A 15,686-nucleotide genomic window follows, 5' to 3' on the forward strand; every position below is an offset into this window, starting at 1 on the left:
GGGGCGGCCCAGGGTGGCTCGGGGCACCTCACGGCGGCTTGACCTCGAGCGCACTCCAAGGCCTACGGTCGTCACCGTAGCGACCACGACCCCGGACGGGGAGAACCATGCAACTGGGCCTGCACCTCACGAAATTCGACCACCCCGAGGGACCCGCCGGGCTCGCGCCCGCGCTCGCCGCGGCCGGCGAGGCCGCCGAGTCGGCCGGCGCGGGCTGGCTGTCGGTGATGGACCACTACTTCCAGATGGAGAACAACGGGGGCGCCGAGGCGGCGATGCTGGAGGCCTACACGACGCTGGGCTTCCTCGCCGCCCGCACCTCCTCCGTACGGCTGGGCGTCCTCGTCACGGGGATCACCTACCGCCACCCCGGCCTGCTGGCGAAGATCGCGACCACCCTCGACGTGCTGTCCGGCGGCCGGGCGACCCTGGGCCTCGGCGCGGCCTGGTACGAGCGTGAGCACCTGGGCCTGGGCGTGCCCTTCCCGCCGCTCGCGGAGCGCTTCGAGCGGCTGGAGGAGACGCTGCGGATCTGCCTGCAGATGTGGGACCAGGACGACGACGGCCCCTTCAAGGGCGCGCACTACTCACTGGCGGAGACCCGCTGCACCCCGCCCCCGGTGAGCACGCCCCACCCCGAGATCATGATCGGGGGCGGCGGCGAGCGGAAGACGCTCCGCCTGGTCGCCCGGTACGCGGACGCCTGCAACCTCTTCGCCTCCTCGACCGCCGAGGTCGCGCACAAGCTGGACGTGCTGCGCGCGCACTGCGACGAGGCCGGACGCGACTACGCGCGGATCCGCAAGACCATGCTCTTCGTCGGCGAGTCCCTCCGCACCGGCGACACCGACGCCTTCGTCGCCGAGATGGCCGGTTACGCCGAACTCGGCATCGACACGGTCATCGTGGTGCCGCCGGACGCCGAACCGGCCGGCTGGATCGACAGCCACTGCGCGCCGGCCGTCCCCCGGCTGGCCGAGCTCGGCTGACCGGCCCCGCGGGCACCCCACGTCACTCGGGACGCGGGGTGCCGAACAGCTCGATCGCCCGCCGGACCTCGGTGAGGGCACCGGCCAGGGCGCTGACGGAGCCGAGCGCCCCGGCGATCACGAGCAGGCCGCGGCGCAGCCGCAGGACGTCCGGGACGCCGGCGGCCGCGGCGGCGGCCAGCGCGGAGAGCTCGTCCTCGGCGATGTGCCGGTCCGGTAAGTTGGCGCGGTACCCGGCGAGTTCACGGCGACAACGGGCGACCGCGGCCCGCAGGGCGGTCACCCTCGGGTCGAGGGTCCCCTCGTCGTCGACCGCCGCGCGGGCGGCCATGTCCTTCACCACAGATACGTCCCCCACAGGTAGGCCCCCGGTGATTCCCATGGACGGCCGGCCCCATCCGGTCCGCCGTATCGGGGAGGACAGTAAACGCGACGGAGCGCTTCCCCCGCTATACGGAGAGCGAAATCCGCCGTAACTTCCTGCCCCGCGTGACGACTTGCCGACATTAACGTCCGGGGGCCGCGGTTCGGTTCCAGTCCACGAGTTCCCAGTGCCCCGCGCCGTCACGCCGCCAGCGGGCCATCGAGGCGTTGACCACGCGGGCGTCGCCCGGCGGCGGGGGACCGAGCAGCCGGCGCAGCGCCAGCACCACCGCGTCGTGCGTGACGAGCAGCAGGGGCGGCCCCGGGCGGGCGACCGCGTCCGCCAGGAAGTCCCCGACGCGGGCCTCGACATCCCGCGACGACTCCCCGCCCGGCGGGCGGTAGTCGGCCTCACCCTCACGCTCACGCCGCCGCGACTCCTCGGGGAAGCGCTCGCGGACCCCCTGCGGGGTGAGCAGTTCCAGCAGGCCCATGCCGCGGTCCCGGAGGCGTTCGTCGTAGGTGACGGGCGGCCGTTCGCGGCCCGCGGCCGTACCGACCTCCTCGACGGCGCGCAGGGTCTGCCGGGCCCGCTCGAAGGGCGAGCAGCGGACGCGGCCGGGTGCCTCGGCGCCGGGCAGGGCCAGCAGGTCGCGGCCGAGCCGGGCCGACTGCTCCCGCCCGAGCGCGGTCAGTGCCACGTCGGCGTCCCTGACCCCGTCCAGGGACCTGCCGCGGGCGAAGGCCGCGTTCGCCTCGCTCTCGCCGTGGCGTACGGCGATGATCCAGCGCGTCATGGCCGGTCCTTTCCCCCGCACCCCGTCCACGGTATCCAGGGGGCATGGAACGCGACGCGGGCACGGGCGCCGTCGCCGGGCTGCTGCTGGCGGCCGGCGGCGGCAGGCGGCTGGGCGGCCGCCCGAAGGCGCTGCTGGAGTACGACGGCCGGCCGCTGGTCGAGCACACGGCGCGGGCGCTGCGCGCCGGCGGCTGCGACCCGGTGCACATCGTGCTGGGCGCGGCCGCCGCACAGGTGCGCCGGCAGGCCGCCCTGGACGACTACGCCGTCACCGTGAACCCGCACTGGGAGCAGGGCATGGGCTCCTCGCTGCGCGCCGGCCTGGAGGCACTGGCGGGCACCGGCGCGCCGGCCGTGGTCGTGGCACTGGTGGACCAGCCCGGGATCGGCGCCACGGCGGTGGCCCGGGTGGTGGCCGCCTGCGCCTCGCCGCGCACCCTCGCCTGCGCCACGTACGGCGGCCGGCGGGGCCACCCGATCCTGCTGGGCGCGGCCCACTGGGCGGCGATCGCCGCGAGTGCGGTCGGGGACCAGGGGGCACGCTCCTACCTGAGGCGGCACGAGGAGGCGATCGCACGCGTCGAGTGCGGGGACGTCGCGGTCCCCGCCGACATCGACACCCCGGACGACCTGTGGCTGCTGGCGCACCCGCCGGAGCCCCCTGCACCGGGTGCCACAAAACGTTGAACTTCCACCATGCAAAAACTATGCTCCACCCAGCAGAAGCGCCCGTACGGTCGGCGCGCCTCGCAGCCGAAAACCGCCCCGTCCGGCACCCCGTGCCAGGGCCGGAGCGCGGTGGCCGCCCGGCTCCCCCGGCCGCACGGCACCCCTCATCGGCAAGAGGAGAGTCAGGTTCATGTCCGCACCAGGGACCGCACCGCACGCCGTCATCGCCGACACCGCGCCCCCCGTCGAGCGCGCGGAGGAGGTGCTCACCGACGCGGCGCTCGCCTTCCTCGCCGAACTGCACCGCCGGTTCGCGCCCCGCCGCGCCGAACTCCTCGCCAAGCGCAAGGACCGCCGCGCCGAGATCGCCCGCACCGGCACCCTGGACTTCCTCCCGGAGACCGCCCACATCCGCGAGGGCGACTGGCGCGTCGCCGACGCCCCCGCCGCGCTCGACGACCGCCGGGTGGAGATCACCGGCCCCACCGACCGCAAGATGACCATCAACGCCCTCAACTCCGGCGCGCGGATCTGGCTCGCCGACTTCGAGGACGCCTCCGCCCCCACCTGGGAGAACGTCATCGGGGGCCAGGTCAACCTGATCGACGCCTACGAACGCCGCATCGACTTCACCTCCCCCGAGGGCAAGACCTACGCCCTGAAGGACGAGTCGGAACTCGCCACCGTCGTCACCCGCCCCCGCGGCTGGCACCTCGACGAGCGCCACCTGACCGTCGACGGCGAGCCCGTCCCCGGCGCCCTCGTCGACTTCGGCCTGTACTTCTTCCACAACGCGCGGCGCCTGCTCGCCAAGGGCAAGGGCCCCTACTTCTACCTCCCCAAGACCGAGTCCCACCTCGAAGCCCGCCTGTGGAACGACGTGTTCGTCTTCGCCCAGGACCACCTGGGCATCGCACAGGGCACCATCCGCGCCACCGTCCTCATCGAGACGATCACCGCGGCCTTCGAGATGGACGAGATCCTCCACGAGCTGCGCGACCACGCCTCCGGCCTCAACGCGGGCCGCTGGGACTACCTGTTCTCCATCGTCAAGAACTTCCGCGACGCCGGCGAGCGCTTCGTCCTGCCCGACCGCAACGCCGTGACGATGACCGCGCCCTTCATGCGCGCCTACACCGAACTGCTCGTTCGCACCTGCCACAAGCGCGGCGCCCACGCCATCGGCGGCATGGCCGCCTTCATCCCCTCCCGGCGCGACGCCGAGGTCAACGCGGTCGCCTTCGAGAAGGTCAAGGCCGACAAGGACCGCGAGGCCCACGACGGCTTCGACGGCTCCTGGGTCGCCCACCCCGACCTGGTGCCGATCGCCCGCGCCTGTTTCGACGCCGTCCTCGGCGACCGGCCGAACCAGAAGGACCGGCTGCGCGAGGACGTCCACGTCACCGCCGCCGACCTGCTGGCCGTCGACTCCCTGGAGGCGAAGCCCACCCACGAGGGACTGCGCAACGCCGTCCAGGTCGGCACCCGCTACATCGAGGCATGGCTGCGGGGCCTGGGCGCCGTCGCCATCTTCAACCTCATGGAGGACGCCGCCACCGCCGAGATCTCCCGCTCCCAGATCTGGCAGTGGGTCAACGCGGGCGTCGTCTTCGCCGACAACGGCGAGAAGGCCACCGCCGACCTCGTACGCTCCCTCGCCGACCGGGAACTCGCCGCCATCCGCCAGGACATCGGCGAACAGGCCTTCGCTGCGGGCCGCTGGCAGCAGGCCCACGACCTGCTGCTGAAGACGGCACTCGACGAGACCTACGTCGACTTCCTCACCCTGCCCGCGTACGAACTGCTCGACTGACCCTCCCGCGCGGGGCCCCGGCACGACCGGCCGGGGCCCCGCGCGTCACCCCCGCCGAACCCGCCGGCCGTCCCGGGAAAACACACGCACCGGGCCAGGGGGCGCTGGCATGATCGTCGGCATGCCAGCACCACGACCCCGCGCCGTGAGGCCCAGCCTGTACATCTCGGTGGACGTCGAGGCGGACGGGCCCATCCCCGGCCCGTACTCCATGCTCAGCCTCGGGGCCGCCGTCGCGGGGCGGCAGGACGCCGACGGCTTCACCCCCGCCGACCCCGAACGGGACACCTTCTACCGCGAACTGCGCCCGGCCGGGACCGAGACCGACCAGCGGGCACTCGCCGTCAGCGGCCTGGACCGCGCACGCCTGGCCGCCGAGGGCAGCGAACCGGCCGCCGCGATGGCCGAGTTCACCACATGGGTGCACACCGTCAGCGAGGGCGCCCAACCCGTCATGACCGGCTACCCCGCCGGGTACGACTGGATGTTCCTGTACTGGTACCTGATCCGCTTCACCGGCTCCAGCCCCTTCGGGCACTCCGGCTGCCTCGACATGAAGACGCTGTACGCGACCAAGGCCGGCATCCCGCTGCGCGCCGTCGCCAAGGGCACGATGCCCCGCGAACTACTCTCCCGCCGCCGCCACACCCACCACGCCCTCGACGACGCCGTCGAGCAGGCCGAACTCTTCGCCAACCTCATGGCCTGGAAGGGCACGCCACATGCCCTTTGACCACAACGACCACTACCACCGACTGCTCCTGCGCAAGGTCCCGCCCGGCGCCCTCACCGCCCTGGACGTCGGATGCGGCACCGGCCGCTTCGCCCGGCGCCTGGCCGCCCGCGGACTGCGGGTCGACGCGATCGACGCCTCCCCGGAAGCCGTTGCCGCGGCCGGGACCGCGCCCGGCGTCACCTTCCGCGTCGCCGACATCACCCGCGTGGACCTCCCCACCGCCCACTACGACCTCATCACCTGCCTGGCCAGCCTGCACCACGTGCCGTTCGCCACGGTCACCGCACTGCGCGCCGCGCTCGCCCCCGGCGGGACCCTGCTCGTCCTGGGCTGCTACCCCGAGCGCACCCCCGCCGACTGGGTGGTGAGCCTGGCCGCCGTCCCCGTCAACGCCGCCGCCCGGCTCGCCGTCGCCGCCGCCGACCGGATCCGCGGCCGCGAACCGCAACCGGTCCGGGCCCCCGTACACCCACCGGGCACACCCCTGCCGCAGATCCGCGCCGAAGCGGCGCAACTGCTGCCGGGCAGCCGCATCAGACGCCTGCTGTTCTGGCGCTACCTGCTGGCGCACCGCGAAGGGACGGGCGGCTGAGCCACCCGGCCGGCCCGCTCAGGCCTGGCCGGTGTCGAAACGGCTGACCTTGCCGTCGTCCACGGTGAAGCGCCACTTGGTGCGCATCTCGCCCCACGCGTCATTGCGGTAGTCGGCGATCAGGGTGAGCCCCGCCGAGTCCTGGGACTGCACGTCCATGTGGCCGTGGGACTCGAAGATCTCGCGGTCCGCCCACTCCTTCAGGTTGCGGTCGGAGCCGTCGTCGGACATCGTCGCGTTCTCGGTGAGCGCGGCCTCGAAGGCCTCGCGGTCCCCGGCGTTCACCGCCGAGACGAAGGCGCGGACGGCCGGCTCGTTGAGGGCGTCGGTGCGGATCATCGCTGCTGCTCCCTGTGCTCACGGGTCGTGCCCCCAGCCTCGCCCGAGCGGCCGCGGCGCGCTACCCGGAGCCCGGCGACCACCCCGCCGTTCACCCGCGGGGACCGCCACGGCTGGCCCGGCGACGGGACCACGGGGACCCTGGGATCCAGTCCGGCGACCCGAGAGCGACGGCAGGAGCACACGCGTGGCGAGTGGGGGCGAGGACCTCACCGACGAAGGACGCGACGTACTGCGGTACGTCCGGCTGCTCCCCGTCGTGCTGCTCGTCGGCGGCTTCCTGGTCGACTACCTGACCCCCGCCCAGTTCAGCGCCACCGCCTTCTACTCCGTGGCCCCCATGCTCGCGGCCCCCCTGATGTCCCTGACCGGCACCGTGCTGGTCGGTCTGGGCGCCGTCGCCGCCGACGCGGGCATCCTCAGCCACTTCGGCTACCTCAGCGGCCCCGGCGGCATCAGCGAACTGCTGTCGATCAGCGCGGTCGCCGTCGTCGCCGTGTTCATCAACCGCCTGCTCCACATCCGCGACGTCCGGCTGCGCTCCGCCCGCAGCGTCGCCGCCGCCGTGCAACGGGCCGTGCTGCCCGTGCCACCGCGGCGCGTCGGGCCGTACCGCATCGCCGCCCGCTACGAGACCGCGGAGGCCGAGGCGGAGATCGGCGGCGACCTCTACGCCGTCCAGGAAACGCCCTACGGGCTGCGCTGCATCATGGGCGACGTACGCGGCAAGGGCATGGCGGCCGTGGAGGCGGCCACCGTGGTGCTCGGCGCGTTCCGCATGGCCGCCGACGAGGAACCCACCCTCGCCGGGGTGGCGACACGGATGGACCGGGCGCTGTGGCGCGAGGCCGAACGCCGCGAGGGCATGGACCGCCTGGAGTGGTTCGCCACCGCCGTCCTCGCCGAGTTCCCGCCCGGCGGCACCGCACTGCGCCTGGTCAACCGCGGCCACCCGCCCCCGCTGGTGCTGCACCACGGCACCGTGCGCTACGCCGAACCCGCCGGTCACGCCCTGCCCCTGGGCATGGGCCTCGGCGACGTGACCGACGAGGCCCACACCGTCCCCTTCCCGCCCGGCTCGGCCCTGCTGATGCACACCGACGGCGTCACCGAGGCACGCGACGCCGGCGGCACCTTCTACGACCCCGTCACCCGGCTGGCCGGGGTGCCGTTCACCGGCCCCGCCGAACTGCTCGACGCCCTCCTGGACGACGTCCACGCGCACACCGGCGGCCCCCGCAGCGACGACATGGCACTCCTGGCGGTCTGCCGGGACTGAACCGCCCGTCTCCGTGGCGTGGGGGCGCCCGCGGCGCGAGTCGTCTCGACCCTCGCATTACTCTTTTCCGCTCGTGTGTCACCGCCGGCCCCTACCCTGCTGCCGTGAACGCGCCCGCCCTCCGCCAGCTCCGCGCCGCCCTGGAACGTGCCCTCGCCGACCCGCACATCGCCACGTCCCGTTCCCGGGAGGATCGGCTGAGGAAGGCCACCGCCGTGCTGGAACGGGCGGCGGCCGACGTACCGTCGCAGGCGCTGCGCAGCCTCGACGACCTGTTCGACGACGCCGTCCTCGGCCACCCCGGCCGGCCCGAGACCGTGCTCGGCCGCATCGCGGCCGGCCGGTACCGCACCCGGGCCGGGCAGCTGGGCAGGGAGCTCACCCCCGCGAGCCAGCGCGACATCATGGACGGCATCGCCGACCTCAACCGGGCCGCCGGGCGCCCCGCGTTCGGCTGGCAGGCCCGCGGGATGCGCCCGTGGTCCAAGCACACCAAGGAGCCCCTGGACTTCACCGGGCACATCGTGCTGCGCCGGGCGCTGAGCACCCCCGTGGAGCCGCGCCGCGAGCCGTACCGGTTGCGGCTGCTGGCGGCGCTGGAGGTGCTGTGGGCGACGGCGGTGCCCCGCGAGGGCCTGGTGGCCGCCGACGTCACCGACCTGTCCGCGCAGGAGTCCCGCATCCGGCTCACCGTGAACCTGCCCGGCCGGACCGCCGCGACCCGGCAGGAGTTCACGCTTCCCCGGTCGGCCCGGGCCGCGCTGCGGCTCTGGCTGCCGGTGCGCCGGGAGGTCGTCGCCTTGCACCTGGACGCCGGACCCGACCACCCCGCCAACCAGGCCCTGTTCGTCACCCTGCGGCACACCGTGGCCGAACCGGCCTCGGGCGCCGCCCGGATGGTGCCGCCCGGCATCCGCATCACCGGGAACGGTCTGGAGACCGACTACAGCAAGTGGGCCCGCAGGCTCAACGGCGACCACGCCGGCCAGAAGGGCTGGCCGGTGCCGACGGACCTCTACACCGTCGCCCGCGGCGGCGCCGTCCGGCGCGAGGCCCAGGGCCGCTCCCAGGGCCGCGGCCCGGCGGCCCGCTAGACCGGGCACGAGCGGCCGGGGCGCAAGCGACGGCCGGGGCGCAAGCGGCCCGGGCACGGCGAACACCGGGCCCCGCCCCGGGCAGGGCGGGGCCCGGCACCGGCCGGGGGGCCGTCCCTCCCCCGGCCGGGGTCAGCGCAAGACCGCGGCGGTCAGCTCGCCAGGCCCGCGATCCGCGCGAGCCGCCGGGCCTCGTCACGGGTGGCGCGCGCGATGGCCCCCTCGTCGGCGGTGACGAGACGGCCGTCCTCCACCACCGGCCGGCCGTTCACCAGGGAGAGGGTGACGGGGGCCGCCGCGCCGAGGACCAGCGCGGTGACCGGGTCGGCGATCGAGGAGTGGGCGAGGGTGTCCATCCGCCACAGGACGAGGTCGGCGAGTTTGCCCGGCTCCAGGGAACCGATCTCCGCGGCCCGGCCGAGCACCTGGGCGCCGCCGTACGTACCCAGCCGCAGGGCCTGGCGGGCGGTCAGCGCGGCCTCGCGGTGGGCGCCGAGGCGGTTGATGAGCAGCGCGTTGCGCAACTCGGTGTGCAGCTCGCCCGATTCGTTGGACGCGGTGCCGTCCACGCCGAGGCCGACCGGGACGCCGGCGGCGAGCATGTCGGGGACGCGGGCGATGCCGGCGGCCAGGCGGGCGTTGGAGGACGGGCAGTGGGCGACACCGGTCCGCGTGCGGGCGAAGGCGGCGATGTCGGAGTCGCCCATGTGGACGCAGTGCGCCATCCACACGTCCTCGCCGAGCCAGCCGGTGGACTCGAAGTAGTCCGTCGGCCCCATGCCGAACAGCTCCTTGCAGAACTGCTCCTCCTCCACCGTCTCGCTGCCGTGGGTGTGCAGCCGCACGCCCTTGCGCCGGGCGAGTCCGGCGCCCTGGCGCAGCAGTTCGGTGGAGACCGAGAACGGCGAGCAGGGCGCGACGGCGATCCGCGTCATGGCGTCGGGGGAGGCGTCGTGGTGCCGGTCGATCGTCTCCTCGGTGGCGGCGAGTGCCTCGTCGAGGGTCTCGACGGCGAAGTCCGGGGGCAGGCCGCCGTCGGACTCGCCGCGGTCCATCGAGCCGCGGGCGAGGGTGAAGCGCACACCCATGTCCGAGGCGGCCCTGATGATGGAGCCGGACAGGTCGCCGGTGCCGCGCGGGAAGACGTAGTGGTGGTCCATGGCGGTGGTGACCCCGCCGCGGGCCATCATCGCCAGGGAGCCCTGGGCGGCGGCGTGGGTCATCCGCTCGTCGATGCGGGCCCAGACGGGGTAGAGGGCGACGAGCCAGTCGAAGAGGTTGTGGTCGGTGGCCAGGCCCCGGGTGAGCCACTGGTAGAAGTGGTGGTGGGTGTTGACCAGGCCGGGGGTGAGCAGGTGGCCGGTGCCGTCCACCCTCCGTACGACGCCGTCGAGTGCGGCGGGGGCGGGGCCCGCGCCGACGGACTCGATGCGGTTGCCGGCGACGACGACGTGGCCGGCCGGGTGCTCGGTGCCGTGCGCGTCGACGGTGGCGACGGCGCAGTTCTCGATGACGATGCGCTCTGCTGGGGCGGTCATGGCGGGGCCTCTCAGTCCGTCACCGGGATGCGGGGCTCGGCGCCGTCGCGCAGGACCGTGCCCTCGATGAGGCCGTAGGGGCGGTCGGCCGCGAGGTACACCGCGCTGTCGGGGGTGTCGTTCTTCAGGCCGAACGGCTCGAGGTCGACGAGGAAGTGGTGCTTGTTGGGGAGCGAGAGCCGCACCTCGTCGATCTCGGGGCGGTGCTCGACGACCCGGTCGCCCATCGCGTACAGCGTCTGCTGCAGGGAGAGCGAGTAGGTGCCGGCGAAGGCGTCGAGGAGGTGGCGGCGGACCTCGGCCCAGGACTCCTCCCAGGGCGGGACGGGGTCCTCGTCGCGGGTCCAGCTGAACCGCCAGCGGGCGCTGACCTCGGTGGCGAGGACGCGGTCACGGGTCTCCGGCAGCGTGGTGTAGCGGTCCTTGACGAAGCCCCAGAACTCGGAGTCGGTGGTGTTCATGACCACGAGGTCCTTCAGGCCGGAGACGACCTGCCACCGCCCGCCGTCGAAGGTGACCTCGGTGGTGCGGGTCTCGCGGCCGCCGCGGACGAAGGAGTGCTCCTGCGTGATCCGCTCCCAGGCGTACTCCTCGATGCGGATCCTGGCCCGCTCGATGGACCCCTGGCTCGTGACGAAGTGCCGGGCGAGGTGGATGCCGAACTGCTCGGGGGAGTCGATGCCGTACTGCTTGGCGAAGGCGAAGACGGTGTTCTTGGTGGTGTCGGTGGGCAGTACGGCGGCGTTGCTGCCGGAAGTGTGGACGTCGTCCATGGCGCCGGAGAGGGCGACCGAGACGTTGAGGTCCCTGACGTGGTGGGTCCCGCCGTCGCGGGTGACGCGGACGACGCGGGTCTCCGCCTTGCCGTACTGGTTCTGGCCGAGTCGGGTGGGCGACATGTCGGTGCTAGCTCCCTCGGTATACGGAGTAGCCGAACGGGTTGAGCAGCAGCGGTACGTGGTAGTGCTCGCCCGGCTCGACGGCGAAGACGATCGCCACCTCCGGGAAGAAGGCTCCGCTGTCCCTCGTGCGGGGGGCGTCCTGCTGGTCCTCGGCTCGACTGCGGTGGGCGGTGCTCTGACGGGAGAGGTAGGGCTCGGTGGCGAACTCCAGCCGTACGTGGCTCGTGCCCTCCGGCGGGTCGGGCAGGTCCTTGCAGCGGCCGTCGGCGTCGGTCGCCGAGGCGCCGTGCGGCACCCAGGGGGCCCCGCTCCCGGTGCGCACCGACAGGGCGACGGCGACGCCCCGCGCGGGGCGTCCGGCGCTGGTGTCCAGGACGTGCGTGGAGACGGAGGTCATGAGGGGTCCTCTGGGGCGGTCTCGACGAGCCGGGTGAGCCTGATGCGGTTGATCTTCCCCAGTTCGGTGCGGACGATCTCGCGCTCGGTGCCGGTGTCATTGCCGATGCGTTCCTCGAGCGCGGCCAGCATCTGGTCCCCGGTCCTGCCGGTGGCGCAGATGAGGAAGACGTGGCCGTGCCGCTCCTGGTAGGCGAGGTTCAGTGCGAGCAGTTCCTCGCGCTCGGAGTCCCGCACCCCGCCCTGTTCGCGGGCGGAGACCGGGTCGCCCGGCCGGGGGCGGCCGATCGGAGGATGTCCCGCCATCGCCTCGGCCAGGTCACCGGCGGTGAGGCCGGCCGTCGCGGTGTCGGAGGCGGCGAGCAGCGCGTCGAGGGTGCCGTACGGGCGGGCCGCCATGACGGCGGCACCCCAGGAGCGGCTCGCGCAGACCTCGTGCAGCAGCGCGACCGCCTCCGGTCCGCCGGCGGCGTTGAGCCGGGCCAGGCCCGGGGATGGGCTGGAAGTCACAACGGCACGCTAGGAGCCCCCACCACGTGACGTCAACAGTTTGTTGAAAAATGGCGCCGATGACGCCCGGACGGACGCCTCGGGACGGCTAGCGGCCTTCCTTCGCCGCGTTCTCCCTGTTGAGGTAGTTGTAGACGGTGAAGCGGCTCACGCCGAGCGCCGACGCGACCGTCTCCACCCCGTGCCGCACCGAGAAGGCGCCGCGCTCCTCCAGGATGCGGACGACCGTCTGCTTCTCCTTGCGCCCGAGCTCGGACAGCGTCTTGCCGTGCCGGCGCTCGAGGTCGGCCAGGATGTGGTCGAGCGAGTCCGCGAGGTGCGGCAGCCGTACGGCGACCACCTCCGCGCCCTCCCAGCTGAGCACGACGTCGTCACCGCGCGCCTCGCCCGGGGGTACCAGTTCGGCGCCCATGGCGTCGGCGAGCGGCTTGATCGCCGCGCTGAACGGATGCTCGACCGGCCCGGTCACCGGTCCGCCTCCCCCACGACGTTGACCTGCAGCGACACCCGGGTCGCACCGGCTTCCAGGGTGCGCCGCAGCAGATCGCCGACCACGGCGACCACCTGCTCGGTACCACCCTCGGCCGAGTTGCCGAAGGGCCCGACGTCGACGGCGTCCAGCCCGGCCGCCTCCAGGACCTCACGCCCCACCACGGCGTGCCGCGGGGGCTCGTCCAGGTCGAACGGCTCGGTGGTGAATTCGAGTTTCAGGCGCACGCCCACAACCTAGCTGGTCAGGGGCTTTCCGGGACATCCCTCTTGACAGCCGCCCGCCGGCTCGTGGAGTCTTCCGTTAAGTAGAAACTAGTTTCCGTAATACGGAAGGGCGCATGTGATGGGCTTCGACTCCACGCGCTTCGATGTGAACCTCTCGATCCTCTTCACCGAACTCCCGCTCCTGGAGCGCCCCGCGGCGGCCGCCGCGGCCGGCTTCTCCGCGGTCGAGCTGTGGTGGCCGTGGACCCGTATGCCGACCCCTCCGCAGGCCGAACTCGACGCCCTGCGCGGCGCGCTGGAGGAGGCCGGCACCCAGCTGGTGGGGCTGAACTTCTACGCGGGCGAACTGCCCGGCCCCGACCGCGGCGCCCTGTCCGTGCCGGGCGAGGAGTCCGCGCGTTTCCGCGCCAACATCGACGTCGCCGCCGACTTCGCCCGCTCGGTGGGCTGTACGGCGCTGAACGCGCTGTACGGCAACCGGGTGGACGGCGTGAGTCCCGAGGCGCAGGACGAGCTCGCCCTGGAGAACCTGGTCCGGGCCGCGCACGCGGCCGACCGGGTCGGCGCGGTGCTGCTGGTCGAGGCCCTCAACAAGCCCGAGTCGCCGCGCTATCCGCTGGTGAGCGCGGCCGCCGCGGTAGAAGTGGTCGACAAGGTCAACGCCGAGACCGGCCTGGGCAACGCCAGGTTCCTGCTGGACCTGTACCACCTGTCGATGAACGGCGAGGACCTGCCCGCGGTCATCGACGCCTACGCGGACCGCACCGGCCACGTCCAGATCGCCGACGACCCCGGCCGCGGCGCGCCCGGCACGGGCTCCCTGCCGCTGTCCGCCCTCCTGGACCGGCTGCGCGACCGGGGCTACGACGGCTGGGTGGGGCTGGAGTACAAGCCGGGCCCGCGGGGCAGCGCCGCCTCCTTCGACTGGCTCGCCGACGCCGACAAGTAATCCGGAGAGGACATCATGACCACCACACTTCCCGCGATCGCGTGGATCGGCCTCGGCATCATGGGCTCCCCGATGTCGGAGAACCTCATCAAGGCCGGGTACTCCGTCACCGGTCACACCCTGGAGCAGGACAAGCTCGACCGCCTGGCCGCGGCCGGCGGCACGCCCGCCGCCTCGGTCGCGGAGGCGGTGAAGGACGCCGACGTGGTCGTCACCATGGTCCCCGCCTCCCCCCAGGTGGAGGCCGTCGCCTACGGCGAGGACGGCATCCTGGCGAACGCCCGGCCGGGCGCGCTCCTGATCGACATGTCGTCGATCACCCCGCAGACCTCCGTCGACCTGGCGAAGGCCGCGGCCGAAAGGCACATCCGGGTCCTGGACGCCCCCGTCTCCGGAGGCGAGGCGGGAGCCGTCGAGGCGGTGCTGTCGATCATGGTCGGCGGCGCGCGGGCCGACTTCGACGAGGCGCGGCCCCTCTTCGACGCCCTCGGCAAGACCGTCGTCCTGTGCGGTCCGCACGGCGCCGGCCAGACCGTCAAGGCGGCCAACCAGCTGATCGTCGCGGTGAACATCCAGGCGTGCGCGGAGGCCGTGGTCTTCCTGGAGAAGTCCGGGGTCGACCTCACCGCGGCCCTGGAGGTGCTGGGCGGCGGCCTCGCCGGATCCACGGTGCTGACCCGCAAGAAGCGCAACTTCCTCGACCGCGCGTACGCCCCGGGCTTCCGCATCGACCTGCACCACAAGGACATGGGCATCGTCACCGACGCCGCCAGGAACGTCGGCGCCGCCCTGCCCGTCGGCTCGGTCGTGGCGAACCTCGTCGCCTCCCTGCGGGCCCAGGGCGACGGCGGCCTGGACCACTCCGCCCTGCTGCGCGGCGTGGAGCGCCTTTCCGGCCTCCCGGTCACCGACTGACCCCCGACTTCCGGGCGGCGGCGCCCCGACCTGTCCTGTCGCGCCCGATGGGGCGCCGCCGCCCGGAACCACGAACGTCCGCGCCGCCGAGAACTTCTGAGGGGTAGGTCGAGGCGGCGCGGACCGGTCCCCGCCCGGGGACCCGTTCCGCGGCCGGGCCGGACGCGGAACGGGTCCCCGGGCGGCTTCGTGCACCGGCGCGACCGGGACGGCAAGACGGGTGCGCGACGGGCTCCCCGTGCGGGACCATGGACGGCAGGACCGTCCCGGCGAGCACCCCTGCACCGCCGCACCGCCGCACCGCCCAGGAGTCGCGAACCATGGCAGAGAGCGTGCCCGTGCGCTGTCCGGCCTGCCGCCGGGAGCACGCCTACACCTCACCCACCTTCCCCTGCGCCTGCGGCACACCGCTGGCCCTGCCGATCCTGCGCGGCGGCGTCCCGCTGCAGATCCGCCACCGGTCCTGGGACGACTCCTGGGTGGCCATGCGCTGCCCGGACTGCGGCCGCGACGAGCAGTGGCCGCAGCCCGAACTCGGCTGCGACTGCGGGGCGGTGGTCCGGCTCCCGGTGGACACCCGGGCCCTGCGGATGCCCGAGCGGCGCCCCGTCCCCCCGGTGCGGCAGGCCGGCCCCGGGCCCGTGGCGCCCGCGCCGCGGCCGCCGTTCCGGCCGGTGACCATCCGAACCGCGCGGGACGCGGTCACCGCCGCCGCGCAGTACCTGAAGTGGCTCGGCTTCGCGGGCGTACGCACCGCGGAGGACCGCTCGGCCAACGGCATCGACCTGCGCGGCGAGGGTGTCGTGGCCCAGGTCGACCCGACGACGCGGCCGACACCGCTGCGGGAGGTCGAGACCCTCTGGCTCAACTGCCTCAACGAGGACTCCACCGGCGCCTTCTTCTCCCTGGCGGGCTACGCCCATGACGCACGGCTGCGCGCGGACCGGCTGGGGGTGCCGCTCTTCGTCATGGACCTCACCGGCACGCCGCAGCCGGTCAACGACGCCGCCGACGTCCTGATCAGGACCGGCCCGCACGCCACGCCCTGAGCCGGGACGAGCTCAGCCCCGCCCTTCACCGTCCGTG

19 protein-coding genes are annotated in these 15,686 nt (G+C 73.7%); 10 read left to right on the plus strand and 9 right to left on the minus strand.

Annotation, left to right across the window (positions count from 1 at the left end; genetic code table 11):
* Positions 1-107: 107 nt before the first annotated feature.
* Positions 108-989, plus strand: coding sequence for an LLM class F420-dependent oxidoreductase (locus OG937_12695; protein WUD72479.1), 882 nt, complete (start codon positions 108-110; stop codon positions 987-989).
* A 22-nt stretch (positions 990-1,011) separates the two neighbouring features.
* Here OG937_12695 and OG937_12700 read toward each other — a convergent pair whose 3' ends face one another.
* Positions 1,012-1,320 carry a DUF5955 family protein gene (locus OG937_12700; GenBank protein ID WUD78723.1) on the minus strand — a complete coding sequence of 103 codons (309 nt, stop codon included), beginning with the start codon at positions 1,318-1,320 and terminating at the stop codon, positions 1,012-1,014.
* 175 nt (positions 1,321-1,495) lie between these two features.
* Positions 1,496-2,149, minus strand: a complete 654-nt coding sequence (locus OG937_12705; protein ID WUD72480.1) for a histidine phosphatase family protein — start codon at positions 2,147-2,149, stop codon at positions 1,496-1,498.
* A 44-nt stretch (positions 2,150-2,193) separates the two neighbouring features.
* Between OG937_12705 and OG937_12710 the strand changes: the two genes are divergently transcribed.
* From OG937_12710 to OG937_12725, 4 genes are all read left to right on the plus strand, one after another.
* Entirely contained in the window at positions 2,194-2,838 is a 645-nt protein-coding gene (locus tag OG937_12710) for a nucleotidyltransferase family protein (GenBank protein WUD72481.1), read from the plus strand.
* A gap of 172 nt (positions 2,839-3,010) precedes the next feature.
* Positions 3,011-4,633, plus strand: coding sequence for a malate synthase A (gene aceB, locus OG937_12715; GenBank protein ID WUD72482.1), 1,623 nt, complete (start codon positions 3,011-3,013; stop codon positions 4,631-4,633).
* Between the two features lie 121 nt (positions 4,634-4,754).
* Positions 4,755-5,366, plus strand: a complete 612-nt coding sequence (locus OG937_12720) for an exonuclease (protein ID WUD72483.1) — start codon at positions 4,755-4,757, stop codon at positions 5,364-5,366.
* Entirely contained in the window at positions 5,356-5,961 is a 606-nt protein-coding gene (locus tag OG937_12725; GenBank protein ID WUD72484.1) for a class I SAM-dependent methyltransferase, read from the plus strand. Before OG937_12720 ends, OG937_12725 begins: the two co-directional genes overlap by 11 nt.
* 18 nt (positions 5,962-5,979) lie before the next feature.
* Here OG937_12725 and OG937_12730 read toward each other — a convergent pair whose 3' ends face one another.
* The gene (locus tag OG937_12730; GenBank protein ID WUD72485.1) at positions 5,980-6,300 is read right to left on the minus strand and encodes a nuclear transport factor 2 family protein; all 321 of its coding nucleotides are present in this window, start codon (positions 6,298-6,300) and stop codon (positions 5,980-5,982) included.
* 187 nt (positions 6,301-6,487) lie between these two features.
* Between OG937_12730 and OG937_12735 the strand changes: the two genes are divergently transcribed.
* Complete coding sequence (locus OG937_12735; GenBank protein WUD72486.1) at positions 6,488-7,579, plus strand: serine/threonine-protein phosphatase; 1,092 nt, start codon at positions 6,488-6,490, stop codon at positions 7,577-7,579.
* A gap of 104 nt (positions 7,580-7,683) precedes the next feature.
* Positions 7,684-8,673 carry a hypothetical protein gene (locus OG937_12740; protein WUD72487.1) on the plus strand — a complete coding sequence of 330 codons (990 nt, stop codon included), beginning with the start codon at positions 7,684-7,686 and terminating at the stop codon, positions 8,671-8,673.
* A gap of 152 nt (positions 8,674-8,825) precedes the next feature.
* Here the strand turns inward: OG937_12740 and OG937_12745 are convergent, their stop codons facing one another.
* The 6 genes from OG937_12745 to OG937_12770 form a co-directional block, all read right to left on the minus strand.
* A complete protein-coding gene (locus OG937_12745) occupies positions 8,826-10,211 on the minus strand; it encodes an 8-oxoguanine deaminase (protein ID WUD72488.1) in 1,386 nt (461 codons plus the stop codon).
* 11 nt (positions 10,212-10,222) lie between these two features.
* A complete protein-coding gene (pucL, locus tag OG937_12750) occupies positions 10,223-11,110 on the minus strand; it encodes a urate oxidase (protein WUD72489.1) in 888 nt (295 codons plus the stop codon).
* Between the two features lie 7 nt (positions 11,111-11,117).
* Positions 11,118-11,510, minus strand: a complete 393-nt coding sequence (gene uraH, locus OG937_12755; protein WUD72490.1) for a hydroxyisourate hydrolase — start codon at positions 11,508-11,510, stop codon at positions 11,118-11,120.
* On the minus strand, positions 11,507-12,019 hold the full coding sequence (gene uraD / locus OG937_12760; GenBank protein ID WUD72491.1) for a 2-oxo-4-hydroxy-4-carboxy-5-ureidoimidazoline decarboxylase: 513 nt from the start codon (positions 12,017-12,019) through the stop codon (positions 11,507-11,509). Before uraD ends, uraH begins: the two co-directional genes overlap by 4 nt.
* Positions 12,020-12,107: 88 nt before the next feature.
* Positions 12,108-12,488, minus strand: coding sequence for a helix-turn-helix domain-containing protein (locus OG937_12765; protein WUD72492.1), 381 nt, complete (start codon positions 12,486-12,488; stop codon positions 12,108-12,110).
* Positions 12,485-12,736: a hypothetical protein gene (locus OG937_12770; protein ID WUD72493.1), complete on the minus strand. Its 252-nt coding sequence runs from the start codon at positions 12,734-12,736 to the stop codon at positions 12,485-12,487. Before OG937_12770 ends, OG937_12765 begins: the two co-directional genes overlap by 4 nt.
* Before the next feature lie 118 nt (positions 12,737-12,854).
* Between OG937_12770 and OG937_12775 the strand changes: the two genes are divergently transcribed.
* The 3 genes from OG937_12775 to OG937_12785 all read left to right on the plus strand — a co-directional run bounded on the left by OG937_12775 (position 12,855) and on the right by OG937_12785 (position 15,649).
* A complete protein-coding gene (locus OG937_12775; GenBank protein WUD72494.1) occupies positions 12,855-13,685 on the plus strand; it encodes a TIM barrel protein in 831 nt (276 codons plus the stop codon).
* Positions 13,686-13,700: 15 nt separating this feature from the next.
* Positions 13,701-14,600, plus strand: coding sequence for a 2-hydroxy-3-oxopropionate reductase (locus OG937_12780; protein ID WUD72495.1), 900 nt, complete (start codon positions 13,701-13,703; stop codon positions 14,598-14,600).
* Between the two features lie 320 nt (positions 14,601-14,920).
* Positions 14,921-15,649 (plus strand): hypothetical protein, encoded by a 729-nt coding sequence (locus tag OG937_12785; GenBank protein ID WUD72496.1) that lies wholly within the window; start codon positions 14,921-14,923, stop codon positions 15,647-15,649.
* Positions 15,650-15,686 lie beyond the last annotated feature (37 nt).

The organism is Streptomyces sp. NBC_00510 (assembly GCA_036013505.1).
Lineage (GTDB): Bacteria > Actinomycetota > Actinomycetes > Streptomycetales > Streptomycetaceae > Actinacidiphila.

Excerpts from the sequence above, each read along its gene's own strand:
- OG937_12745 (WUD72488.1), bottom strand. The coding sequence starts at position 10,211 with ATGACCGCCCCAGCAGAGCGCATCGTCATCGAGAACTGCGCCGTCGCC.
- OG937_12710 (WUD72481.1), top strand. The coding sequence starts at position 2,194 with ATGGAACGCGACGCGGGCACGGGCGCCGTCGCCGGGCTGCTGCTGGCG.
- OG937_12780 (WUD72495.1), top strand. The coding sequence starts at position 13,701 with ATGACCACCACACTTCCCGCGATCGCGTGGATCGGCCTCGGCATCATG.
- OG937_12695 (WUD72479.1), top strand. The coding sequence starts at position 108 with ATGCAACTGGGCCTGCACCTCACGAAATTCGACCACCCCGAGGGACCC.
- OG937_12720 (WUD72483.1), top strand. The coding sequence starts at position 4,755 with ATGCCAGCACCACGACCCCGCGCCGTGAGGCCCAGCCTGTACATCTCG.
- OG937_12700 (WUD78723.1), bottom strand. The coding sequence starts at position 1,320 with ATGGCCGCCCGCGCGGCGGTCGACGACGAGGGGACCCTCGACCCGAGG.
- uraH (WUD72490.1), bottom strand. The coding sequence starts at position 11,510 with ATGACCTCCGTCTCCACGCACGTCCTGGACACCAGCGCCGGACGCCCC.
- pucL (WUD72489.1), bottom strand. The coding sequence starts at position 11,110 with ATGTCGCCCACCCGACTCGGCCAGAACCAGTACGGCAAGGCGGAGACC.
- OG937_12775 (WUD72494.1), top strand. The coding sequence starts at position 12,855 with ATGGGCTTCGACTCCACGCGCTTCGATGTGAACCTCTCGATCCTCTTC.
- OG937_12705 (WUD72480.1), bottom strand. The coding sequence starts at position 2,149 with ATGACGCGCTGGATCATCGCCGTACGCCACGGCGAGAGCGAGGCGAAC.
- OG937_12725 (WUD72484.1), top strand. The coding sequence starts at position 5,356 with ATGCCCTTTGACCACAACGACCACTACCACCGACTGCTCCTGCGCAAG.
- OG937_12785 (WUD72496.1), top strand. The coding sequence starts at position 14,921 with ATGGCAGAGAGCGTGCCCGTGCGCTGTCCGGCCTGCCGCCGGGAGCAC.
- OG937_12730 (WUD72485.1), bottom strand. The coding sequence starts at position 6,300 with ATGATCCGCACCGACGCCCTCAACGAGCCGGCCGTCCGCGCCTTCGTC.
- aceB (WUD72482.1), top strand. The coding sequence starts at position 3,011 with ATGTCCGCACCAGGGACCGCACCGCACGCCGTCATCGCCGACACCGCG.